Source organism: Bradyrhizobium daqingense (assembly GCF_021044685.1).
Taxonomy (GTDB): Bacteria; Pseudomonadota; Alphaproteobacteria; order Rhizobiales; family Xanthobacteraceae; genus Bradyrhizobium; species Bradyrhizobium daqingense.
Map to the genome: position 1 here is coordinate 1027017 of NZ_CP088014.1, position 25517 is coordinate 1052533.

Below are 25517 nucleotides of genomic sequence, written 5' to 3' on the forward strand. Positions count from 1 at the left end.
GAATCCGGCGCAATCGGATTACCTTGGGATCCGTGCAGGTATGGAAGTGTGAGGAACCGTCACGATGGCCGACGACAAGCCTGAAGACGCAGGATTGGCCCCCGACGCCGGTCGTGCCAAGCGCACCCCGCCCACCATCGACCTCGAGGCGACCGAAGTCTCGACCCAGCCGCGGGAGGCGGCGGGCGAGCCCGCAGCTCAGCCGACGCCGGAGCACGCCGAGACCGCGCAACCCCAATCCGAGCAGGCCAAGTCCGAAGAGGTTCAGCCCGAAGAGCTTCAGACCGAGCACGCCGACGCCGGGCCGGAGCGCAATGAGGCGGAAGCCGCCATCGCGGCTGCCGCCGGGTCGCCGCCGATTTCGCCTTGGGTGATCGCGCCGTTCTCCGGCGCTGCGGCCGCGGCCGTCGTGATCGCGGTCGGCTGGATGCTGGGCTGGCCCGCGGTAGAGGCGCCGCCTGTCGCACCGCAAGTCACGAGCGCGACGGTCGACGCGCTCAGCGGGCGTGTCAGCGCAGTCGAAGCCAAGGCGGGCAAGCCCGTCGCCGATCCGGCGACGGTGGCGCGAATCGATGCGCTGGAGAAAACCGTCGGCAGCCTGCGCAGCGACCTCGCCAATCTCCGCGCGCAATCCGATAAGACAGCGAGCGCATTGAACGACGTGAAGTCCGCGCCAGGCGCTCCCGCGCCCGACCTTTCCGCGCTCAACGACCGCATCGCGCAGCTCGAACGCGCCAGCAGGACCGAACGGGCCGAGATCGCGCAGCAGGGCGAGAAGATTGCCGAGGTCAAGGCAATGGACGACAGGCCGCTGCGCCACGTGGTGGCCGCCGCTCTGCTCGACGTCGCGGTTCGCCATGGCGATCCCTATCAGCAGCAATTGGCGGCGGCGCGCACGCTGGCGGCCAAGCCCGAAACGCTGAAGCCGCTCGATAATTTTGCATCATCGGGCATTCCGACGCCGGTCGCACTGAGCCGCGAGCTGCTCACCATCGTGCCGAAGCTGTCGCCGCCACCGGAACCTCAGACCGGTGGCACCGGTATCGTCGAGCGTCTCCAGGCGGGCGCGTCGAAGCTCGTCCGCATCGAGCGCACTGACGGCGTCGGCAATGACCGCGGTGCGATCGTGGCGCGCGTCACGGCGGCGGCGCTGCGCAACGATTTCGTCGAGGCGCGTCGCGAGCTGAAGTCGCTGCCGGAGACCGATCGCGCCGCGGCGCAGGCCTGGCTCGACAAGGCAGACGCCCGCGACGCCGCGCTCGCCGCATCCCGCAAATTCGCCGACGATGCCATGGCGAATCTCGCCAAATCCGATTCAGCCAAGTCCGATTCAGTCAAGCCCGCTCAATAAGGTTCGCGCAACAATCAGCGCGTATAGGGACTGTCATGCTTCGCATCGTGCTCTTTCTCATTTTGATCGCGCTGGCGGCGGCCGGCGGCGCCTGGGTTGCCGACCAGCACGGTGAGCTGGTTCTGACCTGGGGCGGCTTGCGCGCCACCACGACGTTTTCCGGTTTCGTGCTCGGGCTCGGCATCTTCGCCGCCGCGACCGTGCTGCTCTGGAGCATCGTGACAATGATCTGGCGCACGCCGGGACGTTTGCGCCGCCGTCGTCACGAGAAGCGCCATGCGCGCGGCCGTCACGCCATCACCCACGGCCTGCTCGCGATCGGTCACGGCGACACCGCGCTTGCCCGTCGGCACGCGGCGGCGGCGCGGCGGCATGCGCCGAACGATCCGCTCGCGTTGCTGCTGCATGCGCAGTCCGCGCAGCTCGACGGTAATCGCGACGAAGCGCAGCGCGTCTTCCGCGCCATGGCCGAGCGCGAGGACACGCGCCTGCTCGGCCTGCGCGGCCTGTTCATCGAGGCGCAGCGCGCCGACGATGCGGTCGGCGCCGTGATGATCGCCGAAGAAGCGATCAAGCTGTCGCCGTCCTCGACCTGGGCTTCGCATGCGGTGCTCGGCTTCCGCTGCGCGCGCGGCGACTGGAGCGGTGCGCTCGCGATCCTCGATTCCAATCTGTCTGCGGGGCAGATCGACAAGCCGACCTATCGCCGCCAACGCGGCGTCCTGCTCGCCGCGCGTGCGCTGGAATTGGAAACTATGGACCGCGACGTCGCGCGCGAGAGCGCGATGGAGGCGGTCAAGCTCGCACCGACCCTGGTGCCGGCCGCGGTGCTCGCCGCGAAATTCGAGAGCGAGGCGCATCAGGTGCGCCGCGCCATGAAGCTGGTCGAGGCCGCCTGGCTCGCCAACCCGCATCCCGATCTCGCCGATGCCTATGCCCACGTGAAGCTCGGCGATACCGCGTGGCACCGCCTGCAGCGGGTCGAGACGCTCGCGGCCAAGACACCGGCCGACAAGCCCGGTCATGTCGAGGGCCAGCTCGCGGTCGCGCGGGCCGCGATCGATGCCTCCGAGTTCGCCCGTGCGCGCGAGGTGCTCGCGCCATATCTCAAGGACCCGACGCAGCGCGTCGCGCTGCTGATGGCCGAGATCGAGCGCACCGAGCATGGCGACGGCGGCCGTGCCCGCGCCTGGACCTTGCGTGCGGTGCGCGCCCGCCACGATCCCGCCTGGACTGCGGACGGCTATGTCAGCGACCGCTGGCGTCCGGTCTCCCCGGTCACCGGCCGCCTCGACGCCTTCCAATGGCAGACCCCGGTCGCAAGCCTGCCCTCGGACAGGAGCACCACGATCGAATCCTCCGCCTTCGAGGAAGCCATGCTGGCGGCCCCGCCGCCGAAGCGAGTGACGGCGGCCGCCAGCGAAGCTCCGATGGAACCGCCGGTGGCGGCTCCGGCCCCAGCTCCGGCCGCTCAGGACAATTCGCCCCCACAGGCCAAAGAGGCCGCCAAGGAAGCCCCCGAAGCTGCCAACGAAGCTGCCACAGAAGAGCCGGCGGTCACGCCCGCCGAGCCGGCCGATCAGGCATCGGCGCCGGCCGAATCGTCTCCGCCGGCCACGCCGGTGTTCCGAAGCCGTGCCGATCTCGGCAAGCCCGGACCGGCCCCGATCCCCGCCGTGATCCCGATCGTCCGCGCGCCGGACGATCCCGGGATCGATGACGAGGGCCCGAGCGATGAATTTACGGAACAAATCGGCACGCCTAAGGCTCAGGCCGGCGGCTGGCGCGGATTCTGGTCCCGCTGGGGCGCGTGAGGCGCATTTCGAACGCCGCTTGTCCTTGCCAATTCGGGCCATGCCCGATATCAGGGGCGCGCGTATCGGAGCCGGCATCGCGCCAAGCTCCGGCAGGGTTCGCCGCAATAGCTCAGTCGGTAGAGCACGTCATTCGTAATGACGGGGTCGGGGGTTCGAATCCCTCTTGCGGCACCATCGCCTCGATTCTCCAGCCCGAAGACATACGTAACGGGTCGTACCCGAGACATCGGTGACAACCTCGTGCCGAACGGTTGTCGATGGTTGCGGGGGACTTCAGCGCCAGTCGCGACGACCAAGCCTGGCACCAGGACCACTTCAAAGTCGAACAAGCCGAAGCACACGCGCAGCTGGACCGAGCGCCGCATCATCAGCGAGCTGCACCGGCACGGCATCTATTGGTAAGCTGCTTGTCCAAAGCGCATGGCCGGGCGAAAGCCCGGCCATGCGAATATTGAAGCGTGATCGCGGTTTACTGCGAGACCGTCTGCACCACGCTTGCGATCGGACGGGCGTTCGTGCCGGCGGTCGGCACCTTCATGTCCTTCATCAGCGCCTCGTCATATTCCGGGAGCGTCTGCAAGCTCGTCTTGGCCTTCATCTGCACGACCTTGTAGCCGCCGGCCTTCAGCCGCGCGAGCAGCGTCGGCATGGCGATGCCGGTGTTCTTCTGGAAGTCGTGCATCAGGATGATGCCTTTGCCGAGCTTGTCGAGCCTGGTCATCACGGTCTCGACGATCTTCTCCGGCGTCGCACCCTTCCTGAAGTCGAAGGAGTCGATCTCGGTCGAGAACATCGCGACGTTGCGGGTGCCGAAATAGGCCACCATCGCGGGATTGTGCTGAAGCTGCGGGAAGCGGAAGAACGGCGCCGGGTTGGTGCCGAGCGCGAACCTCACCGCGCTGAAACCCTTCTCGACCTCGTCCTTGACCTGCTGCTCCGTCATCTTCTTGCTGTTCAGGTTGACATGCGACCAGGTGTGCGTGCCGACGGTGTGGCCCTGGGCGAGCACCTGCTTCAGGATCTCGGGATGATAAGTCGCGTGCTTGCCGACCGAGAAGAACAGGCCCTTGGTGCATTCATCCGCGAGCGCCTTCAGCACCGCGGGCGTGTTGACCGGCCATGGACCGTCGTCGAAGGTCAGCACGACCTCCTTCTCGGTGAGGAAGTCGAACTGCTTGAAGTGCTCGAAGCCGAAGCCGGGACCGCCGGTGGTGTCGATCTCGACCACGCGGGACACGCCGAGCGCGTTCGGATTGGCGCAGACCTGCTTCTGCTGCACCGGCATGACGGGGGCTGGCGCAGGTGCTGGAGCTGCCGGCGCCGGCTTGGCTGCGATCGTCGCGGTGGTCTGGACGTCGTCCTTGGCGGCGAGCTTCGCCGGTGCCGGCAACGGATCGGCAGCACGGGCGGCAACTGTCTTGGGGGCGCCCTGATCGGCGCGCGAGGAATAATAAAACCAACCCCCGGCGGCGATCACGACCGCCGCAACTACACTGGCCAGCATCAGGCCCAACGCATTACGCATCGCTATTCTTTCCAATTACGCAACCAAACCGGCGGAATTTCCCGCGCGACGAGCCATTAATGCGAAGGAACAGTTAACGTGACACCAACGCGACAGCGGTTGCGCAGGAATTTCAGCGAGGTGCGCCAAAGTGACCGAGGTCACAGAGGCTGAGCCGGTCGTGACCATCATCACAGTGGAAACGGTTTTGGCGGAGCATCGTAGTTCCCATCAACAACGGGCCCGCCCAGCGGCGGTGCCAATGGGAGCTTCAAATGACCAAGTCTTTTTCCAAGTCTCTGACGCGCAAGATCCGCGACACCGGCCTTGCCCTGGGTTTTGCTGCCATCATCTCGATCGTCTCGACGGGTTCGAGCTTCGCCTTCTCGGCGGAGGCGCAGCAGATGTGCACCGGCGACGCCTTCCGTCTCTGCTCGGCGGAAATCCCCAACGTCCCGAAGATCACCGCGTGCATGATCAAGCATCGTTCGGATCTGAGCGCCGGCTGCCGCGCGGTGATGGACAAGACTCTCGCCAAGGGCGCGTCGCGCAAGGTCGCTGACGTTCAGGGCCAACAGTAACCGAGACGATCGTTGCGTCGGTCAGCTCCCCTCGCGACGCCCTGGCTTCAAGGCCGGGGCCACGGGGCGGCAGCAACATCAGTCAACAAAGCCGTTGCGGCCTTGGGATCATCGCACTAGCTTCGCCCGCAACTCGTTCCGGGTAAGAGGCAATTCCGCGATGACCAGAGCTTTTTTCATTATTCCTTTTCTGCTGTGCGCATCCGCTGCATCGGCGCAACAGCAGCCCGGCCATGACGCGTGCGCGCGCGATGTCTCTCGCTTCTGCCGCGCCGTGATGAACAATGGCGATGGCGCCGTGCTCGCCTGCCTCAAGCAGAACCGCACCCGGCTGAGCAAGGGTTGCGACAAGGTGCTGACGGATCACGGGCAGTAGTCATTTCGTAGCCCGGATGAGCGCAGCGATATCCGGGACGCCTGACCCCCGCATGTCGCTGCGCTCATGCGGGCTACGATCAGACACGAACCTACGTGCTGCTCCCCGCTGCGGTCGCGACCACCGGCAGCACCTCGCTGTTGGCGCGGTCCGGCGTATCGTCCTTCCAGCGCACCGAGCCGAATGGACGCTCCAGCATGCGGCGGATCCGCACCGGCTCGGGGCCGATGTGGAAGGCGATGGCTTCCTGATGCAGCGCGCGTTCGGATTGGGTCGAGCGGTTGCGCTGGCGCAGGTAATCGAACCAGGTCGGGCAGTGATAGCGTTCGGTCCACAATTCGGGATCGGCGATGTCGCGCGCGATCGACCAGCCATAGGCGCCGTTGCGCTGTCGCGAGAGCTGCACGTCCTGCATCACGTTGTGGAAGGCGCGCGCGTTCTCCTGGGCGACCCGGTATTCGATCTCGACCACCAGCGGTCCGCTGCGGCCTGTCAGCGACAGCTTCACCTCGGGATCGGCCAGCACCTCCGCATCCTCGTTGCGTGCGCCGACGCGCGGCATCGTCAGCCAGATGCCGAGCACCGGCGAGATCAGCATCAGGCAGGCTGCCGCAAGCAGCGCGACCTCGACGCCGACATGGTCGGTGAGATGGCCCCAGCCCCAGGCGCCGATCGCGATGCCGCCCGAGATCGAGGCCTGGAACGCCGCCAGCGAGCGGCCGGCGACCCAGCGCGGCGCCGAGAGCTGCACGCCGATGTTGAACAGCGCGATGGCTGCCATCCAGACCGCACCGGCCAGCACCAGCGCGGTCGCCGTCAGCACCGGCTCCGTGCTCAAGGCGAGCGCGGCCATCGCAAACGCCAACGAGATGGTGCAGGCACGGATCGCGGCTTCGCCGCGCATGCGCTTGCGCAATTCATGGATGTTGAGCGCGCCGATGACTGCGCCCATACCGAAGGCGCCTAGCATGATGCCGTAGGTCTGCGCGCCGCCGTGCAAGAGGTCGCGCGCGACCAGGGGCATCAGCGCCATGACGGCGCCGCCGATCAAGCCCATGACCAGCGTGCGCAGCAGCACGATCTTGATCGGCGGCGAATTGGTGATGTAGCGGAAGCCGGAGACCATGGCGCGGTTGAGCTTCTCGCGCGGCAGACGCGAGGGTTCGGTGTTGCGGCGCCAGAGCAGCAAAACCACCAGCAGCGGGATATACAGAATCGCATTGCAGGCGAACGCCGCGACCGCACCAAGCGAAGCGACGATAACGCCGCCGACCGCGGGACCGAAGCTGCGTGCGATGTTGTAGCTGATGCCGTTCAGCGCCACCGCGGACGCCAGTGCCTCGGGCGGCACCTGTTCGCTGACCGAGGACTGCCAGGCCGGGCCGAACAGCGCATTGCCGCTGCCGACCACGAAGCAGAAGACGAGCAGCAATTCGGGGCTAATCATGTTGAAGCCGGCCAGCACGGTGAGCGCGCTCGCGCCGATCAGCGCGATTGCCAGCGAGATCAGGGTGACGATGCGGCGGTCATACATGTCGGCGATGGCGCCGGCCGGCATCGAGATCAGCATGATCGGCAGCATCAGTGCGGTCTGCACCAGCGCCACCTTGTCGGCGGAGGCTGCCATCTGTGTCATTGCCCAGGCCGCGCCCACGCCCTGGATCAGGAGGCCGAGATTGGAGAGCAGGCTGGCGAGCCAGATGCGCCGGAACAAGGTGTACCGCAGCGGGGCCGTGATGCCGTCTCCGGCAAATGTCTGGCGGTTCGTCGGCTCGGTCATATCCCCTTCCAAATCGGGTGTCAGAACTGGCTTCAGCGATTCCGGTCGGATCAGTGATGCCTGCGAAAGTCCTTCGCTGTCCAGTGGTTAGACCGGTATAAGCGGTGCAAAGACTGCTTTGCCGGGGAGGAACATATGAGGCTGTCGCGACGGACGATCCTGCAAGGCGTGGGCAGCCTGCCTTTCGCGGTTGCGAGCTTGCCGGCCGGTGCGATCGCTCAAACGGCACCTGCCGCCGTGCCTAGCACCGAAGTGCCGCCGATCCTGTTCGTCCACGGCAACGGCGATTACGACGCGCTCTGGATGACGACCTTGTGGCGGATGGAATTCAACGGCATCGCGCGCGATCGCATGATGGCGATCAACTTCACCGACCCCTTGGCGCGCAGTGACGACAAGGTCGAGCAGGCAAACCGCTCCTCGACCGAGGACCAGCGCCGCGAGCTCGCTGCCGCCATCGCCGAGCTGAAGCGCCGGACTGGAGCGCCTCGCGTGGCGCTGGTCGGCAGCTCGCGCGGCGGCTATGCCATCCGCAACGTTATCAAGAATGGCGGCGCCGGCGATGTCAGCCACGCCGTACTGTGCGGCACGCCCAATCACGGCCTGTTCGCAACCGACGATCAGCCCAACAACGAATTCAATGGCCGCGGCACATTCCTGCGCGGCCTGAACGAGGGCGAGAGCGAGGTGACGCCGGGCGTCGCCTTCCTCACCCTGCGCAGCGACGGCATGGACAAATACGCGCAAGCTGATGGCCGCTTCATCGGCAAGCCCGGCACGCCGACCGGTGTCACGAATGAAGGGCCGGAGCTGAAGGGTGCCATCAACCTCGTGCTCGGCGCGCTCGACCATCGCGAGGTGGCGTTTCATCCGCGCGCGTTCCGGGAGATCTACAAGTTCATCGCCGGCCGCGAACCCGCGCGCATCGCGATCACGCCGGAGGTCAGCGTCAAGCTGAGCGGTTTGGTCTCGGGCACGCCGGGCGGCGTGCCGACCAATCGTCCCGTCGCCGGCGCAACCGTCGATATCTTCCGGGTCGACCCTGATACCGGCGAGCGTGAGGGCGAGGCGCTGCACAGCTCCAAGACAGGCGCGGACGGCCGCTGGGGGCCGGCGCAGGTCGATCCTGCATGGTCGCTCGAATTCGTCCTGGCTTCGCCCGGCGCGCCGACGACGCACATTTATCGCTCGCCTTTCCCGCGTTCCTCCGACGTCGTGCATTTAAGGCCTGCGCGTCCGCTTGGGCCGGCCGACAAGGATGCTGGCGCCGTCGTCATCATGTCGCGGCCGCGTGGCTATTTCGGCCTGCCGCGGGACGTGGTGCTGTTCGACGGCAAGGAGCCGGCCGACGTCAAGCCGGGCGTGCCCACCGATGCGGCAGCCACATTGCGGCTTGCAGCGGGCGAGGTCGGACGTAACATCGTGGCTCAATTCGGCGAAGAACGGATTGTGGCACGCGCCTGGCCCGCCGCCGAGAACAGGATTGCGATTGCCGAGCTGACTTACTAGCTGTTTGCTTACGACACTTCTCTCGGGAGGGAGCCATGAACATCGCCAGCGTGCGTCGGCCCATCATCCCCCCGGCTCCCCCGCGCGCCCCGGACGAGATGTCGTTCTTCGCCCGGGTTGCCGTGATCCGACGGAACATGATCGCAACCTGGGGGCAGCGCGCCTATGAAGAAGACGTCATCAAGGGCCGCTTCTTCTTCCGCAACAGCTTCATCCTGAACCAGCCGGATGCGATCCGGCACGTCCTGCTCAGCAATTACGAGAACTATACGCGCACGCCGGCCGGCATCCGCGTGCTGCGCCCCGTGCTCGGCGACGGTCTCCTGATCGCCGAAGGTCATTCCTGGACGTTTCAGCGCCGCACGCTCGCGCCGGCCTTCACGCCGCGCGCCACTGCGAATCTCGTCCCGCACATGACGGCGGTGCTCGACGAGACCATCGCAAAGCTGGATGCGCGCGCTGGTGAAGACATCGACCTGCGCGAGGTCATGCAGCGCATGACGCTGGAGATCGCCGGGCGCACGATGTTCTCCTTCGGCATGGAGCGCCACGGCGCGACCTTGCGCAACTTCATCATGGAATATGCCGCCCGGCTGGGACGGCCATACTTTCTCGACATGCTGCTGCCGGTGTCCTGGCCGAGCCCGATGGATTTTGCCCGCGCCCGCTTCCGCAAGCGCTGGACCGAGTTCGTCGCGATGCTGATCGCCGAGCGGCGTGCAATGGGCAAAAAGGACGGCGCGCCGCCGCGCGATCTGTTCGATCTCATGGACGCGGCGCGCGACCCCGAAACGGGCATGGGCTTCTCTGACGAGCAGCTCGTCGACGAGGTCGCGACCATGATCCTTGCGGGTCACGAGACCACGGCAACGGCGCTGTTCTGGGCGCTCTATCTGCTTGCTCTCGATCCGGAGACGCAGGAAGAGGTTGCCTCCGAGACGCGCGGCGAGCATCTCGACAGCATGACCGATATCGATCGCCAGAAATTCGCCCGCGCGGTGATCGAGGAGACGATGCGGCTCTATCCGCCCGCTTTCCTGGTGGCGCGTGCCGCGCGCGACAAGGACAATGCGGCTGGCGTCGAGATCGCCAAGGGCGACATCATCATGATCGCACCCTGGCTCTTGCACCGGCACGAGAAGCTGTGGGATCAGCCGAACGCGTTCATTCCAAAGCGCTTCCTGTCGAACGAGGCGCCCGATCGCTTCGCCTATCTGCCGTTCGGCGCGGGCCCGCGCGTCTGCATCGGCGCGCCGTTTGCGCAGGCCGAATCCGTGCTGGCGCTGGCCCGGCTGATCGGCGCGTTCCGTGTCGAGCTCGCCGATCCGAGCAATCCCGTGATCCCGCTCGGTGTCGTCACGACCCAGCCGGACCACTCACCCATGTTCCGCATCACGCGTCGGTGACGGGCGATTGCCTGGCCGGCAGCGTGATCCATCTCAGATAGAGTCTCGTCATGAGCGACATCCAGGCCCAATTATCCGTTCTGCAGCAGACCGCCGACGTGAAGGTGGTCGATGCAATTGCGCATCTCATCGAGAACGGCGAGGATCACGAGCTCAACCGCGTCAACGTCCTCGATTTCTCCCAGCAGCATGGCGTCGACGAAGAGCACGCGATCTCCGCCTTCCTGCATGCGGCGCGGCTCGGCTTGTTCGATCTCGGCTGGAACGTGCTGTGCCCGGGCTGCGGGGGCGTGCTGGGCGCGCATTCGACGCTGAAGGCGCTCAAGCCCGACGACTATCACTGCGCGCTCTGCGCCTGCGGTTACAAAGCTTCCGTCGACGATCAGGTCGAGGTTTCCTTCACCGTGAACCCGCGTGTCCGGCGCATCGCGGCGCATGATCCCGACACGCTTCCGGTGTGGGAATATTTCAAGCAGGTGTTCTGGAGCTCCGGCGTCGACTTCAACAAGGATTCGTTCGCGATGCTGGCGAACGAGGTGACGCTGGATACGATGGAGCTGCCGGCGGGCGAGAAAGCCACTATGTCGCTGCAGTTGCCGAGCGACTTCGTCATCATCTTCGAGCCGGTGACGCATGCCGCCCATTTCATCGACGTCCAGGGCGAGCCGACCAGGGATCGCCAGCAGCTCGCCATCATGTACAACAAGGTGCAGGCCCCGACCGGGACCACGACCATGCGGCCGGGCCCGCTCAGGCTGTCACTGGAGAACCAGGCCGGCGTGCGCGTGCTGCCGTCGGTTTTCATCGCGGCGGAGGCGCTCCATCATCTGATCGGCAAGCGCAAGCCGTTCCTCACCGCCAAGCGGATGCTGTCGAACCAGACCTTTCGCGACGTGTTCAAGGCCGACAATCTCAGTCTCGACCAGCGGCTCCAGATCACCTCGCTGACCTTCCTGTTTACCGATCTCAAGGGCTCGACCGCGCTGTACGAGCGCGTCGGCGATCTCGCCGCCTTCGATCTCGTGCGCGCGCATTTTCATGCCCTGCTCGAGATCATCTCTTCCGAGAAGGGCGCGGTGGTGAAGACCATCGGTGATGCCGTGATGGCGACCTTCGTCCGTCCCGAGCACGCCATCGTCGCAGGCCTGCGGATGCGCGCAGCGATGGACGAGCTCAACAAGAAGCGCGGCACCGCCGATCTCATCGTCAAGATCGGCATTCACGAAGGCCCGTGCCTCGCGGTGATGCTGAACGAGCGGCAGGATTATTTCGGCCAGACCGTCAACATCGCCGCTCGCGTGCAGAGCCTGTCCACTGCGCAGGAGATCCATATCACCGGCCCGGTGCTCGATGCGCCCGCGGTCGCCGAAGTGCTCGAGCAGCGCGCGATCAAGCCGATCCAGAAGCAGGCCGCCTTGCGCGGCATCGCCGACAAGATGGTGGTGTACGAGATACCGTGAGGGGCAATGACGTTGTAGAGGCGGATGCGCGCCAACTCTCCGTCGTCATGCCCGGGCTTGACCCGGGCATCCACGTCTTTAGTTGGTGGTGACGCATGGATGGCCGGGACAAGCCCGGCCATGACGGTGAAAGAGATAGCCCATATTGCCGAAACGTAATGCGGCGCGCGGAACTGACGCACGTTGCGCCGGTTGAGTTTCCCGCTCATATAATGCTGGTCACGTCGCACCCCGCGACGTCATCGATTTCGGTAGGATCTTATGCTCGACGGCCTGCGTCAATTCATCGCCGACATTGTTGCTCCCCAAGACCAGGACCGCGCATTTGGCGACAGCGACTATCGGCTGGCGGCCACGGCGCTGCTGGTTCACGTAATCTCGCTGGATGGCCAGCCGACCGCGACCGAGCAGCGCAAGCTGCACGGCTTGATTGAAAGCCACTTTGGGCTCGATCGGGGCACCGCGGACCGGCTGATCGCCGACGCCACCCAGGTCGAGGGCGAGGCGGTCGATCTCTATCACTTCACCAGCGTCATCATGCGCTCGCTCGACGAGGACGGCCGCAAGCGCATCGTGCAGATGATGTGGGAGCTGGTCTATGCCGATGGGCAGGTCAGCGAGTTCGAGGACAACGTCGTCTGGCGCGCATCCGACCTGCTCGGGATATCCCAGCGTGACCGAATCGAGCTGAAGCACGCGGTCGCCGAGCGTGCCGGCGGCCCGGTGAAGGACAGTGCCGTCGGTGGCTGACGGCTCTCATGTCGCTCAATAGCGGCTTGCGCGGGTACATGACGAAACTTTAATTTGTTCGTCGCCTGCGTCGAATTGCGCCTGCAAATCAACGGTTTTCCAGCACGTCCTGTCGTTCTGCTCAGGCGGCCATGCTGGTGGCACAGCTTGCATGCCGCGCGCGGCCTATGCTCTCGTTCCGCCATTGCAGGGCAAAAACTTGAACGCAAGAGACTTCGATCGTGACTGAGCGGGTGACGCTGATTACTGGTGCCTCGGCAGGCATCGGCGTGGAGCTGGCGCGCGTGTTTGCCGCCAATGGACATCGCCTCGCATTGACCGCGAGACGGGCAGACCGGTTGGAAGCGCTCGCCTCCGAGCTCGCCGCCAAGGGCGGCAAGAAGCCGATCGTGATCGTTTGCGATCTCGAGCAAGCGGATGCCGGCGAGACGATCGCGGCGGCGCTTGCCGCCGAAGGGGTCGAGCTCGATCATCTCGTCAACAATGCCGGCTTCGGCGTGTTCGGCGATGCGATCGAGCGTGATCGTGCAGAGCAGCTCGGCATCGTCGACGTCAACGTGCGGACGCTGACGGATCTGTCGCTGCGCTTTGCCGATCAGCTCATCAGGAACAAGGGCGGCCTTCTCAATGTCGGATCGGTCGCGGGATTCCTGCCCGGCCCGGGCATGGCCGTCTACTACGCGTCCAAGGCCTATGTGATCTCCTTCACCGAAGCGTTGCGGGCAGAGCTCGCGCCGCGCGGCGTCCGCGTCACGGTGCTTTGTCCGGGTCCAGTGCCCACCGAATTCCAGGCCCGCGCCGGCGTCGGCTCTCAACATGATACGGCCGCTCTCAAGGTCTCTGCCGCCGACGTTGCGCAGGAGGCGTATCGTGGCCTGATGGCGAACAAACGGGCAGTGCTGCCTGGTCTGGGCATCAAGATCGTGCCGTTCGCACTGCGTTTCTTCCCGCGCGGCTTCATCCTGGCTGCCACCAGCCGGTTCCAGCGGCGTCGGCACTAGATAATCGCCACGCCTCCGTAATGGCCCGGAGCTTGCTTCGTCCGGCTTGTGTGCGCGAACTCACACGATGTTAACCATCGCTTAGCTATGCTGATGGTCTGAACCGATAGCACTCGCAGAGGCCATGTCGTTCCGGACGGACAGGTTTGGTAGCGCAGAATTGGTGCCCTTCCCAAGAAGGACGCCGGGCGCGGCCGCCTCCGAAGCCCGGTTGCCGGTTCTGATCGTCCTGCATCAGGAATCCTCGACGCCCGGCCGGGTCGGCAATGCGCTGCGCGCACTCGGCCATCGCCTCGACATCCGCCGTCCGCGCTTCGGCGATCCCTTGCCCGAGACGCTCGACCAGCATGCCGGCGCCGTGTTCTTCGGCGGTCCGATGAGCGCCAATGATCCTGACGATTACATCCGCCGCGAGATCGACTGGATCGAAATTCCGCTCCGCGAACAGCGTCCGTTTCTCGGCATCTGCCTCGGTGCCCAGATGCTCGCGATGCAGCTTGGTGCTCGCGTCGCGCCGCATGCGGAGGCGTTGACCCAGATCGGCTATTACCCGATCAGGCCGACCGCAGCGGGCCACGCGCTCTGTCCGCATTGGCCGGCGCAGGTCTATCACTGGCATCGCGAGGGATTTGAGCTGCCGGTCGGCACGGAGCTGCTTGCGGAAGGCGATGATTTTCCGGTGCAGGCATTCCGCACCGGCAATGCCTTCGGTGTGCAGTTTCACCCCGACGTGACCTACGCGATGATGCATTGCTGGACCACGCGCGGCTATGATGGCTTCAGCGCGCCCGGTGCGCGGCAGCGGCATCATCATTTCGCCGATCGTGCCGTCTACGACGTCGCAGAGCGTGCGTGGCTCGATCATTTCATCGACGGCTGGCTGGCGCGCCGCCCGGTACTGGCGCAAGCCGCTGAATGATCGCGCCTCCGCGCAAGCCCTTGCGTCTCTCCTGGATATGCTACGCTCCCTGCCAACGCGCGCACGCGAAACTGCGCCGGCAAATACAGGGAGAGCGCCATGGCCTACGAACACATTCTCTACGAGGTGAGCGACAGGATCGCGACCATCACGCTCAATCGCCCGGACCGCATGAATGCGTGGACGCCGGTCATGGAGCGCGACGTGCGCCATGCGATGGAAGCGTCAAATACCGACGACGACGTCCGCGTCATCGTGCTCACCGGCGCGGGCCGCGCGTTCTGCGCCGGCGCCGACATGGATGCGCTGAAAGGCCTCGATCCTGACGACGTCAGGCGCGCCGCGAACCTGCCACCCTTCGACATGAACCGCCGGCCGGATTGGCAGACGCGCTACGGCTATTATCCTTCGATCAAGAAGCCGGTCATCGCCATGCTCAACGGTGCGACCGCGGGCATTGGCCTGGTCCACGCGCTCTACTGCGATCTGCGCTTTGCAGCCGACAACACGGTGTTCACCACCGCCTTCGCGCGGCGCGGCCTGATCGCCGAGCACGGCATCAGCTGGATGCTGCCGCGCATCGTCGGCCATGCCAATGCGATGGATCTGCTGCTCTCGGCCCGGCGCGTGTCGAGCGAGGAGGCGTTGCGGATCGGGCTGGTGAACCGGCTCTGCTCGCCGGAAAAGTTGCGCGAGGAGACCTATGCCTATGCGCGCGATCTTGCAGATATGGTCTCGCCGAGCGCGATGGCCGTGATCAAGCGGCAGCTCTACGAGGTCCCGTTCCAGACCCTGGCCGAGGCGACGATCGAGGCGAATCGCGAGATGATGGTGGCGCTGGCTGGCAGCGATTTCCGCGAGGGCGTCGCGAGCTTCATGGAGAAGCGGCCGCCGCGGTTTACGGGGAGGTAGGGGGGCGGCGAGGAGAAGTCCGCCGTCGCCCTTCGGGCTATGGCGTGACAGCCTTCGCTACATGAGGGCTTGCCTAGCCGAAGCAGGCGTAGCCTGCGAAGGCTGGTGGAGCCAGGCGGGATCGAACCGCCGACCTCGTCATTGCGAACGACGCGCTCTCCCAGCTGAGCTATGGCCCCTTTGCTGGCCGCTCTGGTGAATGCGGCCGACAACCGGGCGCCATTTAAGTCCCCGCCAAGGTCAAGTCAAGGACGGGTGTAACCCGGTTTTAGCCATCCGGGCGCCGACTTCCCTTGTTTGGGTCGGGGGGAACCGATATCTAGCAACGGGCGTCAATCCCGACCGCAGCCAGAGTTTCAAAAGGCAGAGTCTGCAAAGCCATGCGTGCCGTTCTCGACATCGTCATCATCGTGCTCGATCTCTACGTCTGGCTGCTGATCGCCTCCGCGATCCTGTCCTGGCTGATCGCCTTCAACGTGGTCAACACCCGCAACCAGTTCGTCTCGGCGGTGGCGGAGTTCCTGTATCGGATCACCGAGCCCCTGTTGGCGCCGATCCGCAATTTCCTGCCCAGTCTCGGCGGCCTCGACATCTCGCCGATCATCCTGATCCTGCTCATCATGTTCATCGAGCGGGTGATCCTGTATTACGTCTACCCGAACGTGATCTGAGCGGGCGGGAGCGCCTTGGTTGCTAACAAGGAGCCTTCGTGTAAGGAGCCTTCCTGTAAAGAGCCTTGGCGCTACTCGGCCTTGGGAATCAGCATCGCGCTGCGGGTGACGCCGCGCGGCGGACGCGACGAGATCGACGGCATCGAGCAGCTCTCCGACGGCCGCAGCGTGCTCAAGGTGCGGGTGCGGGCCATTGCCGATGGCGGCGCGGCCAACAAGGCTGTTGTGGGCCTGCTCGCGAAATCGCTGGGTGTGCCCAAGGCCAGCATCAGGTTTTTGTCCGGGGCGACCTCGCGGCTGAAGCGGATCGCGGTCGAGGGCGATCCGGCTCGGCTCGGCGCGACCTTGCGCCAGCTCGCCTCCGCGAAATCGACAGACCAGGGGAACTGACATGACCGCAGAGATCATCGATGGAAAAGTCATCGCCGCGGAGCTTCGTGGCCGCGTCGCCGATGAGGTCGCCCGCGTCAAGCGTGAGCACGATCTGGTGCCGGGCCTTGCGGTGGTCCTGGTCGGGAACGATCCCGCCAGCGAGGTCTATGTCCGCTCAAAGCACACCCAGACGCAGGCGGCGGGGATGGCTTCGTTCGAGCACAAGCTGCCGGCCGACGTCTCGCAAGGGGACCTGCTGGCGCTGGTCGCAAAGCTCAACCGCGATCCGGCGGTGCACGGCATACTCGTGCAACTGCCGCTGCCAAAGGGGCTGAACACCGAGGCCGTGATCAACGCCATCGATCCGGCCAAGGACGTCGACGGCCTGCATCCGAACAATGCCGGCCGGCTTGCCGGCGGTTTCGAGGCGCTGTCGCCCTGCACGCCGCTCGGCTGCATCATCCTGACCAAGAGTGTGCACGCTTCGCTCGAGGGCATGAATGCCATCGTGATCGGCCGCTCCAACCTCGTCGGCCGTCCGCTGGTGCAATTGCTGCTGAACGAGAACGCCACTGTCACGATCGCGCATTCGCGCTCGCGCGATCTGGCCGGGCTCGTGAAGCGCGCAGACCTCGTCTATGCCGCGGTCGGCAAGCCGGAGATGGTGCGCGGCGACTGGCTGAAGCCGGGCGCGACCGTGATCGACGTCGGCATCAACCGCATTCCCAAGGACGACGGCAAGACGCGCCTCGTCGGTGACGTCGCCTATCAGGAAGCGCTTGGCGTTGCCGGCGCGATCACGCCGGTGCCGGGCGGCGTCGGTCAGATGACGGTTGCGTGTTTGTTGGTGAACACGCTGCGTGCGGCGTGTGCGATTGCCGGACTGCCGAAGCCGGCGGTGTAGTTGAACTCTCGTGCCCCGGACGCAGCGCAGCGCTTCTTTAGCGGTGCGCTGCACAGCCGGGGCCCAGCAAGTGGCACCCTTGGGTCCCGGCTCTGCGACGCGTCACTCGTGCCGCATCGCGTCGGGGACACGCAAAGCTCACCCCTTCTTCTTCTTCTCGCGCTCGATGCCTTCGAGGATCAGCTTGTGCGCATCGTCCGGGCCGCCCCAGCGCAGGATCTTCACCCATTTGCCCTTCTCGAGATCCTTGTAATGCTCGAAGAAGTGCTGGATCTGCTGCAGCGTGATGTCAGGCAGGTCGGAATAGCTCTTCACCTTGTCATAGCGCTGCGTCAGCTTCGATGACGGCACCGCCAGGATTTTCTCGTCACCGCCGGCTTCGTCCTCCATGAACAGCACACCGACCGGGCGCACGCTCATGACGGCGCCAGGGATGATGGCGCGGGTGTTGATGATCAGGACGTCGCAGGGGTCGCCGTCATCCGACAGCGTGTGCGGGATGAAGCCATAGTTCCCGGGGTAACGCATCGGCGTGTACAGGAAGCGGTCGACGACGAGCGTGCCGGCCTCCTTGTCCATCTCGTACTTGATCGGTTCGCCGCCCACGGGGACTTCGATGACGACGTTGACGTCGTGGGGGACGTTCTTCCCGATCGAGATAGCATCGATACGCATTCAAAGCTCCGTTGTTGCCGAGGATAAATCGCGCCCGGCAGCGATTTTGGCGCTGTCATACGCGGGCTTGGCCCGCTGATCCATCGCGTTTTTGTGAAATAATGAATCCAGCGATCACCGGCGCAGAGGCGGGCGGTATCGACGGATGGAAAACGCTGCCGATTCGGGTTTCAGCAGCTCAATTGGTCCAAATTATTAGTTGGTCCAAGCGAAGGCAACCTTGTCGAGCGCCTTCGGCCCGAACCGCTCGGACGAGCGCGCCACCATGCGGCCGCCCAAAGCGCGGTAGAACTCGGTGGCCGGATCGTTGTCCGAGAGCGCCCACACCACCATGCTCTTCAGCCCGCTCTGCATCAAGTCGCGGCGGGCGGCGGCAAACAGCCGGCGGCCGAAGCCGAGGCCCTGGAATTCCGGGCGCAGATAAAGCTCGTAGATCTCGCCGTCGAAATGCAGGCTGCGGGCGCGGTTGCGGCCGTAATTGGCATACCCCGCAATCTTGTCGCCGAACACCAGCACGCTGACGCGGCTGCCCTTGCGGATCGCGCTGTCCCACCACTGCGGACCGCGGCGGTTGATCAGCTTTTCCAGCTCGCCGCCGGGAATGATGCCCTGATAGGCCGAGCGCCAGGCTTCGTCATGGGTCGATGCCACCGCAGTTGCATCTGCAGCTTTGGCCGGCCGGACCTCGATCAGGGTTGTGCTCATGGACGCGATCAAACCAAGTCGCCGCGCCGGCGGCAAGACCTATCGTTAATTATCGGTTAACGTGTGGATTTTCTGCATCAGTTTTTACCCATGTTGTACCGAAAGAGGACAAGCCGCAGGGTTGGATGGCATCGGCTCGCCATGCGTCGGTGCAAAACTCATTGCGGAAACGAATGAACGGCAATGGCAGCGCAGAAAGTCTGCCCGGACTGATTCGTTCCTAGTAGTGTGGCCATCGCAGTTCGGTCCGCCTCCCCTGGCAATACATGCGGCTCCTCATCGTCTCTGCGCTTCTTTCTTTGCTGGCGCTGGTTTCGTCGCCTTTGTGCGCTCAGGTCACGTTTGGGCCATCGGGCGCGGAGGGCGAGCCGTTGCGCCGGCAGGCGTGGCACGTGCCGTCACCGGATACGCGCCTTGCCGCGCATGCCCTGCTGTTTCGCCCCTTAGGTGCCGGCCCGTTTCGGCTCGCGGTCATCGCGCACGCGTCGACGCAGAATGGCTTGCGTCGCGCGCAAATGCCGCAGCCGGAATACCGAGCGCTCACGGCGCATCTCGTCGCGCGCGGCTTTGCCGTGCTGGTGCCGGAGCGGCTCGGCCACGGCGCGACCGGTGGCCGCTATGTCGAGGACCAAGGCAGCTGCAGCGAGGCGGATTACGCACGATCGGCCCGTGCGACGGCCGATCAGATCTGGCTCGCGCTGGACTATCTGCGGAAGCAGGATTTCATCCGCAAGGATGCCGCCATCATAATCGGCCATTCCGCCGGCGGCTGGGGTGCGCTGGCGCTCGCCAATGCCGATCCGAAGGCGATCTCCGCCATCATTGCATTCGCGCCGGGGCGTGGTGGTCATGCCAATGACGAGCCGAACAAGATCTGCGCGCCGCACACGCTCCTCGGTGCCGCAGCCGAACTCGGCAAGGTCGCGCGCATTCCCGTCACATGGCTTGTTGCGGCTAATGACAGTTACTTCGCGCCGGCATTCTCTACAAAACTGGTGGAGGCATTTCGCGGCACCGGCGGCAAGGTCGACTTCAATATCCTGCCATCCGTCGGCAACGAGGGGCATTGGATGATCGAGACCGAGGCCGGCGTCAACGCCGCAAGTAGCGACCTCGCACGCGCGCTGAACCCGCCGAAGCCAATGGCGACCAAGAAGCCATGACGCTCTACTTTCTGGTCAAGTTTCTGCATGTGCTCGGCGCCATCGTCATCCTCGGCACCGGGAGCGGCATCGCCTTCTTCATGCTGATGGCGCATCGCACGAACGATGCCGAGTTCATCGCCCGTACCGCTTCGGTCGTCGTGATTGCGGATGCAATTTTCACATTGTCGGCCGTGATCCTCCAGCCGGTCAGTGGCGGCCTGCTGATGATGCTGTCGGCGACGCCGATCACCGAGCGCTGGCTGCTGGCGTCGCTCGCGCTCTATGCCGTCGCAGGCCTGTTCTGGATCCCCGTCGTCTTCATGCAGATCGAGATGCGCGACCTCGCCCGCAAGGCGGCCGGGCAGGGCGTCGCGCTTCCGCAGCGCTATTTCGACCTATTCCGCCGCTGGTTCGCATTCGGCTTCCCCGGGTTCGGGGCGACCATGCTGATCCTCTGGCTGATGATTGCAAAACCGTTTTGAGACGTGAGATGAGTGAACGAACCATATTGGTCTTCGGCGCCTCCGGCCTGATCGGCCGTTTCGTTACCTGTGACCTACGCGCGCGTGGTTTTCGCGTCGTCGGTGTTGCGCGCAGCCTGTCGCCGGCGCAGCAGATGAGCGCGCTGGACATAGAGCTGCCGATCCTCACCCTCGATGCGGCCGCGCTGGCGCGTCTTCTCAGCGAGCACGCCGTCGACGTCGTGGTGAACTGCCTCGGCGTGCTCCAGGATGGCCCCGGCAGCGACACCAATGCCGTGCATCGCGATTTCGTCGCGCGTCTCGTGGAGGCGATCGGCGATAGCGGTCGTGCCATCCGCCTGGTGCACATCTCCATCCCGGGAATTGCAGAGGCCGACCGCACCGCCTTCGCCACGACCAAGCGCGAGGCCGAGCGTCTGATCGCGGCCTCCGGCATTCCCCACGCCATCCTGCGGCCCGGCCTCGTGGTCGCGCCATCGGCCTATGGCGGCAGCGCCATGCTGCGCGCGCTGGCCGCTCTCCCGATCGATCTGCCGGCGGCGGAGATGGCAACGCCGTTCCAGCCGGTCGCGGTCGGGGATATCTCGGCCACCATCGCCTGGCTCGCCGCGCGCGATACAGCGGACGTCGCGGTGAAAGCCGTGAGCTGGGACCTGATGCTCTCGGAGCCGGTTACCATGGCCGGCGTCGTCAAGCAGTTTCGCCTTGCGTTGGGCACCGAGGGCTGGCGGCGCCTCGCGATGCCGTCCTTCCTGCTCGATCTCGGCGCGAGAATCGGTGATTTGGCTTGCCACCTCGGTTGGATACCGCCGATGCGTTCCACCGCCATTGCCGAGCTGCGACGTGGCGTGCACGGTAATCCCTCGGCGTGGATCGCAGCGACCGGCATCGTGCCGAAGTTGTTGACCGAGACGATCGGGCGTCATCCCGCCGCCATCCAGGACAAATGGTTCGCGCGGCTGTTCCTGGCCAAGCCGCTGATCTTCGCAAGCCTTGTCGCCTTCTGGCTGGTCTCCGGCTTCATCGCATTGTTCGTGTCCTACCGCGCCGCCGCCGGCATCCTGACCGCGCACAATTTTCCGCCTGCGCTGGTCGACCCCATCACCGTTGGCACCAGTTTGTTGGATATGAGCATCGGCGGATTGATCGCTTTCCGCCGGACCGCCGCGTTCGGACTCGTTGCGGGCATTCTGGCTTCGCTTGGGTATATGTTCGGTGCTGCGATCCTCACCCCCGATCTCTGGATTGAACCGCTTGGTGCACTGGTGAAAACAGGGCCGGCCATCGTGCTGATGCTGGTGGCGCTTCTGATGCTGGATAATCGCTGATGAGCACGTGGCCCGAAGATGACGTGATACTGTTCGATGGCGTCTGCATCTTCTGTTCGCGCTGGGTGCGTTTCGTTGCCAAGCGCGATAAGGCGGGGCGGTTTCGTTTCACGCCGATTCAGTCGGATTACGGAGCGCGGCTCGCACGCACATTCGGCATCGACCCCGATGACCCCGACACCAACGCTGTGGTCCATGGCGGCGAGATGTTCATGAAATCGGACGCCGCGCTGACGGTACTGTCTCAACTCCCGCGCTGGGGCTGGGTCCGCGTCTTGTTCGCCGTGCCGAAGCCGATGCGGGACGCCGTGTACAGCCTCGTCGCGCGCAATCGCTATCGCATTTTTGGGAAGTACGATGCGTGTTTCGTGCCCGATGCCGATTTGCGGGCGCGGGTGATCGAGTAGTATTCTCGTCATTGCGAGGAGCGAAGCGACGAAGCAATCCAGATCGCCCCTGCGGAGAGATTCTGGATTGCTTCGCTCCGCTCGCAATGACGGAGCTTGCGGTTATTGCCTGCCGATCGCCGCCAGCACTTCCTTCGCCGCCCGCTCCCCGCTGTCGCGCGCGCCGTGTGCGGTAGAGAAGAAGCTCGGCGACGTCGCCTCACCCGCGAAGAACAGCCGTCCATCCACCGGCGCGGCCAGCGCCGCACGGTCCCCCGCGTGCCCCGGCAGCGCGTGCGAATAGGAGCCGCGCGCGAACGGATCATGCGCCCAGCGCGATTCGTACAGCGGCGTCAGCTTTCGCCTGATATCGTTGCCGAGAAAGCCAGCGATCTCGTCGATGCTCTGCGCGGCGATGGCGCCTTCGCCGCCGTCTTCCAGCGCGCGGGCAAAGCTGCCGCCGAAGAAGCCTTCGATGCAGGGCTGGCCGAACGGGCGGATATGATAGGTGCCCATGTCGGTGCGCATGGTGGCGCCGCGCAGGTTTGCTTCCTTCGGGAAGGCCTCGGCATCGCTGAGCGCGAGCGTCACCTTGTCGTCGACACCGAGCGGCAGGCCGGAGGCGGCATCGACCTTGGCCGGCAAGGGCGGTGAAAAGCGGATCGCCTCATCGGCGATCAGATTGGTCGGGACGGTGACGATCGCCTTGTCCGCGGTGAGCGTGCCCTGCGAGGTCTCGATGCGCAGGCGCTTGCCGGAATGATCGATCAGCGTGACGTTGCAGCTCAGCGCCACCGGGCAAGCGGCGCCATAGGCGGCAATCAGCGCGCCATAGCCGCGCCGGACGCGCCAGTTGAGGTCGCTGTCCTCATAGGCGTCCCAGTCCAGCGTCGACATGTCCTTCAGTTCGCAGCCGTTGATGTAGGTTGAGATCGCATCGATCATCGGATTCCAGCGATTGCCGGGCTCGAGGCTCAGGCTCGCAGGTTCGTCCTTGCCCTTCAGCGCGGCCTGCCAGAGGCGCTCGTAGAACGCGTCCATCGCGCGCATGAAATCGTCGCGCTCGGCCTGCGGAAACGCATTGCCGAAGGCCCGCTCGCGCCACGGCGGCAGATTCGTGTTGAGCTCGAAACCGAGCTGACGTGCGATCGCGACGAAGGAGTTCTGGTCCGCCGAATGCAGCCAGCCGCAGCCGACGTCGAAGGTCACCTCAGGCGAGGCCTGCACGGTCCAGGCGCGGCCGCCGAGCCGGTTGCGCGCCTCCAGCACAATCGCGGATCGGCCGGACCCCGCCAGCGCGTTCGCGGCGCCGAGCCCGGCGGCACCGGCGCCGATGATCGCGATGTCGACGGAGGCGGGAAGGGTAGGCATCGATTGGCTCTAGCACGTTGGCTGGGCGGCCACCACAAACGAGCTGTCATCACCCGCGAAAGCGGGTGATCCAGTATTCCAGAGAAAGCCGTGATCGAATCGAACGGCCGCGGCGTACTGGATTCCCCGCTTTCGCGGGGAATGACAGCTGGAATGGCGCTCTTACGCCACCGCTTCCTTGGCCTTTTCCGCGCGCTTGCGCTCGTTCGGGTCGAGGTGCTTCTTGCGCAGGCGGATCGACTTCGGGGTGACCTCGACGAGCTCGTCGTCCTCGATATAGGCCAGCGCCTTTTCCAGCGTCATGCGGATCGGCGGGGTCAGGCGCACGGCTTCGTCCTTCGAGGTCGTGCGGATGTTGGTGAGCTGCTTGCCCTTGAGGACGTTGATTTCGAGATCGTTATCGCGGGTGTGCTCGCCGACGATCATGCCGCGATAGACCTTCCAGCCCGGCTCGATCATCATCGGGCCGCGATCCTCCAGTTTGAACATGGCGTAGGCCACCGCTTCGCCCTGGTCGTTGGAGATCAGGACGCCGTTGCGGCGGCCCTGGATTTCGCCCTTGTACGGGGCATAGCCGTGGAACAGGCGGTTCATGATCGCGGTGCCGCGGGTGTCGGTGAGCAGTTCGCCCTGGTAGCCGATCAGGCCGCGGGTCGGCGCGTAGAACACCAGGCGCTGACGGTTGCCGCCGGACGGCTTCATTTCGATCAGCTCGGACTTGCGCTCGCTCATCTTCTGCACGACGACGCCGGAATGCTCCTCGTCGACGTCGATGACGACTTCCTCGATCGGCTCCATGGTGGCGCCGGTCGCTTCGTCCTTCTGATAGACGACGCGCGGGCGCGAGACCGAGAGCTCGAAGCCCTCGCGGCGCATGGTCTCGATCAGGATCGCGAGCTGCAATTCGCCGCGGCCCGAGACTTCCATCGCGTCCTTGTCGGCGGCTTCGACGACGCGCAGCGCGACATTGCCCTCGGCTTCGCGCAAGAGACGATCGCGGATCATGCGGCTCGTCACCTTGTCGCCTTCGGTGCCGGCGAGCGGGGAGTTGTTGACGATGAACGACATCGACACGGTCGGCGGGTCGATCGGCTGTGCCGGCAGCGGTACCTCGACGGTCGGATCGCAGAAGGTGTCGGCGACGGTGCCCTTGGTGAGGCCCGCGATCGCGACGATGTCGCCGGCTTCGGCTTCATCGAGCGGGGTGCGCTCGAGGCCGCGGAACGCCAGGATCTTGGTGATGCGTCCAGACTCGACCTGCTTGCCGTCGGCGTTGAGCACCTTGACCTGCTGGTTCGGCTTCAGCGTGCCGGAGGAGATGCGGCCGGTGATGATGCGGCCGAGATAGGGGTTGGCCTCGAGGATGGTGCCGATCATGCGGAACGGGCCTTCCTCGACCTTCGGCGCCGCGACGTGGCGCACGATCAGGTCGAACAGCGGCTCCATGCCCTTGTCCTGCGGGCCCTCCGGGCTATCCGCCATCCAACCCTGCTTGGCCGACCCGTAGAGGATCGGGAAGTCGAGCTGCTCCTCGCTGGCATCCAGCGCCGCGAACAGGTCGAAGACCTCGTTGATGACTTCGGTCGGGCGCGCGTCGGGCCGGTCGACCTTGTTGATGACGACGATCGGCTTGAGGCCGACCTTGAGCGCCTTGGAAACCACGAATTTCGTCTGCGGCAGCGGGCCTTCGGCGGCATCGACCAGCACCAGGGCGCCGTCCACCATGTTCAGGATGCGCTCGACCTCGCCGCCGAAATCGGCGTGGCCGGGGGTGTCGACGATGTTGATGCGGATGTCCTTCCACTGCACCGAGGCCGCCTTGGCCAGGATGGTGATGCCGCGCTCGCGCTCCAGATCGTTGGAGTCCATGGCGCGATCGGTCACCTTCTGGTTCTCGCGGAACGTGCCGGACTGCTGGAGGAGCTTGTCGACCAGGGTCGTCTTGCCGTGGTCGACGTGGGCGATGATGGCGACGTTACGGAGGTTCATGAGTGGGCTTCTTTGCGTTCGAACAATGGGTTAAGCGCGATCTCGCCGGTCGGACCGGGACCTCTTCTCGAAACAACGCTGGAAGACTGGAAACGGGCGCTCGCCGCCCAAAAGGGAAGCCCG

At 65.2% G+C, this 25517-nt stretch carries 24 protein-coding genes and 2 tRNA genes; 19 read left to right on the plus strand and 7 right to left on the minus strand.

The window, feature by feature from the left end; all coding sequences use genetic code 11:
* Positions 1-64: 64 nt before the first annotated feature.
* From LPJ38_RS04715 to LPJ38_RS04725, 3 genes are all read left to right on the plus strand, one after another.
* A complete protein-coding gene (locus LPJ38_RS04715; RefSeq protein ID WP_145630332.1) occupies positions 65-1351 on the plus strand; it encodes a COG4223 family protein in 1287 nt (428 codons plus the stop codon).
* Positions 1352-1386: 35 nt separating this feature from the next.
* Positions 1387-3165 carry a heme biosynthesis protein HemY gene (locus LPJ38_RS04720; protein WP_145630331.1) on the plus strand — a complete coding sequence of 593 codons (1779 nt, stop codon included), beginning with the start codon at positions 1387-1389 and terminating at the stop codon, positions 3163-3165.
* A gap of 101 nt (positions 3166-3266) precedes the next feature.
* Positions 3267-3342: transfer RNA gene (locus tag LPJ38_RS04725), tRNA-Thr, on the plus strand.
* 295 nt (positions 3343-3637) lie between these two features.
* On the opposite strand, the gene LPJ38_RS04730 is transcribed toward LPJ38_RS04725, so the two are convergent.
* Positions 3638-4693 carry a polysaccharide deacetylase family protein gene (locus tag LPJ38_RS04730; protein ID WP_145630330.1) on the minus strand — a complete coding sequence of 352 codons (1056 nt, stop codon included), beginning with the start codon at positions 4691-4693 and terminating at the stop codon, positions 3638-3640.
* Between the two features lie 254 nt (positions 4694-4947).
* Between LPJ38_RS04730 and LPJ38_RS04735 the strand changes: the two genes are divergently transcribed.
* Complete coding sequence (locus LPJ38_RS04735; RefSeq protein WP_145630329.1) at positions 4948-5253, plus strand: hypothetical protein; 306 nt, start codon at positions 4948-4950, stop codon at positions 5251-5253.
* A gap of 160 nt (positions 5254-5413) precedes the next feature.
* The gene (locus LPJ38_RS04740; RefSeq protein WP_145630328.1) at positions 5414-5629 is read left to right on the plus strand and encodes a cysteine rich repeat-containing protein; all 216 of its coding nucleotides are present in this window, start codon (positions 5414-5416) and stop codon (positions 5627-5629) included.
* 91 nt (positions 5630-5720) lie between these two features.
* Here the strand turns inward: LPJ38_RS04740 and LPJ38_RS04745 are convergent, their stop codons facing one another.
* Positions 5721-7409, minus strand: a complete 1689-nt coding sequence (locus LPJ38_RS04745; protein ID WP_145630327.1) for an MFS transporter — start codon at positions 7407-7409, stop codon at positions 5721-5723.
* A gap of 135 nt (positions 7410-7544) precedes the next feature.
* Between LPJ38_RS04745 and LPJ38_RS04750 the strand changes: the two genes are divergently transcribed.
* From LPJ38_RS04750 to LPJ38_RS04780, 7 genes are all read left to right on the plus strand, one after another.
* Positions 7545-8918: a hydrolase gene (locus LPJ38_RS04750; protein ID WP_145630326.1), complete on the plus strand. Its 1374-nt coding sequence runs from the start codon at positions 7545-7547 to the stop codon at positions 8916-8918.
* A 35-nt stretch (positions 8919-8953) separates the two neighbouring features.
* Positions 8954-10324, plus strand: coding sequence for a cytochrome P450 (locus LPJ38_RS04755; protein WP_145630325.1), 1371 nt, complete (start codon positions 8954-8956; stop codon positions 10322-10324).
* Between the two features lie 50 nt (positions 10325-10374).
* Complete coding sequence (locus LPJ38_RS04760; protein WP_145630324.1) at positions 10375-11784, plus strand: adenylate/guanylate cyclase domain-containing protein; 1410 nt, start codon at positions 10375-10377, stop codon at positions 11782-11784.
* Between the two features lie 261 nt (positions 11785-12045).
* On the plus strand, positions 12046-12534 hold the full coding sequence (locus LPJ38_RS04765) for a tellurite resistance TerB family protein (protein WP_145630323.1): 489 nt from the start codon (positions 12046-12048) through the stop codon (positions 12532-12534).
* Positions 12535-12755: 221 nt separating this feature from the next.
* Positions 12756-13535, plus strand: coding sequence for an SDR family NAD(P)-dependent oxidoreductase (locus LPJ38_RS04770; protein ID WP_145630322.1), 780 nt, complete (start codon positions 12756-12758; stop codon positions 13533-13535).
* 124 nt (positions 13536-13659) lie between these two features.
* Positions 13660-14454 (plus strand): glutamine amidotransferase, encoded by a 795-nt coding sequence (locus tag LPJ38_RS04775; RefSeq protein ID WP_145630321.1) that lies wholly within the window; start codon positions 13660-13662, stop codon positions 14452-14454.
* A 99-nt stretch (positions 14455-14553) separates the two neighbouring features.
* Entirely contained in the window at positions 14554-15366 is an 813-nt protein-coding gene (locus LPJ38_RS04780; protein ID WP_145630320.1) for an enoyl-CoA hydratase, read from the plus strand.
* A gap of 103 nt (positions 15367-15469) precedes the next feature.
* Here the strand turns inward: LPJ38_RS04780 and LPJ38_RS04785 are convergent.
* Positions 15470-15545, minus strand: a tRNA-Ala gene (locus LPJ38_RS04785).
* 201 nt (positions 15546-15746) lie between these two features.
* Here LPJ38_RS04785 and LPJ38_RS04790 point away from each other — a divergent pair.
* The 3 genes from LPJ38_RS04790 to folD are packed head-to-tail and all read left to right on the plus strand — an operon-like array spanning position 15747 to position 17313.
* On the plus strand, positions 15747-16037 hold the full coding sequence (locus LPJ38_RS04790; RefSeq protein WP_145630319.1) for a YggT family protein: 291 nt from the start codon (positions 15747-15749) through the stop codon (positions 16035-16037).
* Between the two features lie 15 nt (positions 16038-16052).
* The gene (locus LPJ38_RS04795) at positions 16053-16427 is read left to right on the plus strand and encodes a DUF167 domain-containing protein (protein WP_145630318.1); all 375 of its coding nucleotides are present in this window, start codon (positions 16053-16055) and stop codon (positions 16425-16427) included.
* A gap of 1 nt (position 16428) precedes the next feature.
* Positions 16429-17313, plus strand: coding sequence for a bifunctional methylenetetrahydrofolate dehydrogenase/methenyltetrahydrofolate cyclohydrolase FolD (gene folD, locus LPJ38_RS04800; RefSeq protein WP_145630317.1), 885 nt, complete (start codon positions 16429-16431; stop codon positions 17311-17313).
* A gap of 138 nt (positions 17314-17451) precedes the next feature.
* Here folD and ppa read toward each other — a convergent pair whose 3' ends face one another.
* Positions 17452-17988 carry an inorganic diphosphatase gene (gene ppa, locus LPJ38_RS04805; protein ID WP_145630316.1) on the minus strand — a complete coding sequence of 179 codons (537 nt, stop codon included), beginning with the start codon at positions 17986-17988 and terminating at the stop codon, positions 17452-17454.
* Between the two features lie 195 nt (positions 17989-18183).
* The gene (locus LPJ38_RS04810) at positions 18184-18693 is read right to left on the minus strand and encodes a GNAT family N-acetyltransferase (RefSeq protein ID WP_061851425.1); all 510 of its coding nucleotides are present in this window, start codon (positions 18691-18693) and stop codon (positions 18184-18186) included.
* Between the two features lie 266 nt (positions 18694-18959).
* Between LPJ38_RS04810 and LPJ38_RS04815 the strand changes: the two genes are divergently transcribed.
* Genes LPJ38_RS04815 through LPJ38_RS04830 form a run of 4 tightly spaced genes read left to right on the plus strand, consistent with a single transcriptional unit; the run spans position 18960 to position 22055 of the window.
* Positions 18960-19856, plus strand: a complete 897-nt coding sequence (locus tag LPJ38_RS04815) for an alpha/beta hydrolase family protein (RefSeq protein WP_145630315.1) — start codon at positions 18960-18962, stop codon at positions 19854-19856.
* Positions 19853-20320: a DUF2269 family protein gene (locus LPJ38_RS04820; protein ID WP_145630314.1), complete on the plus strand. Its 468-nt coding sequence runs from the start codon at positions 19853-19855 to the stop codon at positions 20318-20320. Before LPJ38_RS04815 ends, LPJ38_RS04820 begins: the two co-directional genes overlap by 4 nt.
* A gap of 8 nt (positions 20321-20328) precedes the next feature.
* Positions 20329-21648 (plus strand): SDR family oxidoreductase, encoded by a 1320-nt coding sequence (locus LPJ38_RS04825; RefSeq protein WP_145630313.1) that lies wholly within the window; start codon positions 20329-20331, stop codon positions 21646-21648.
* Positions 21648-22055: a thiol-disulfide oxidoreductase DCC family protein gene (locus LPJ38_RS04830; RefSeq protein WP_145630312.1), complete on the plus strand. Its 408-nt coding sequence runs from the start codon at positions 21648-21650 to the stop codon at positions 22053-22055. Before LPJ38_RS04825 ends, LPJ38_RS04830 begins: the two co-directional genes overlap by 1 nt.
* Before the next feature lie 102 nt (positions 22056-22157).
* Here LPJ38_RS04830 and LPJ38_RS04835 read toward each other — a convergent pair whose 3' ends face one another.
* Together LPJ38_RS04835 and typA are read right to left on the minus strand one after the other, a co-directional pair.
* A complete protein-coding gene (locus LPJ38_RS04835) occupies positions 22158-23405 on the minus strand; it encodes a flavin monoamine oxidase family protein (protein ID WP_145630311.1) in 1248 nt (415 codons plus the stop codon).
* A gap of 162 nt (positions 23406-23567) precedes the next feature.
* On the minus strand, positions 23568-25394 hold the full coding sequence (gene typA, locus LPJ38_RS04840; protein ID WP_145630310.1) for a translational GTPase TypA: 1827 nt from the start codon (positions 25392-25394) through the stop codon (positions 23568-23570).
* Between the last annotated feature and the right edge of the window lie 123 nt (positions 25395-25517).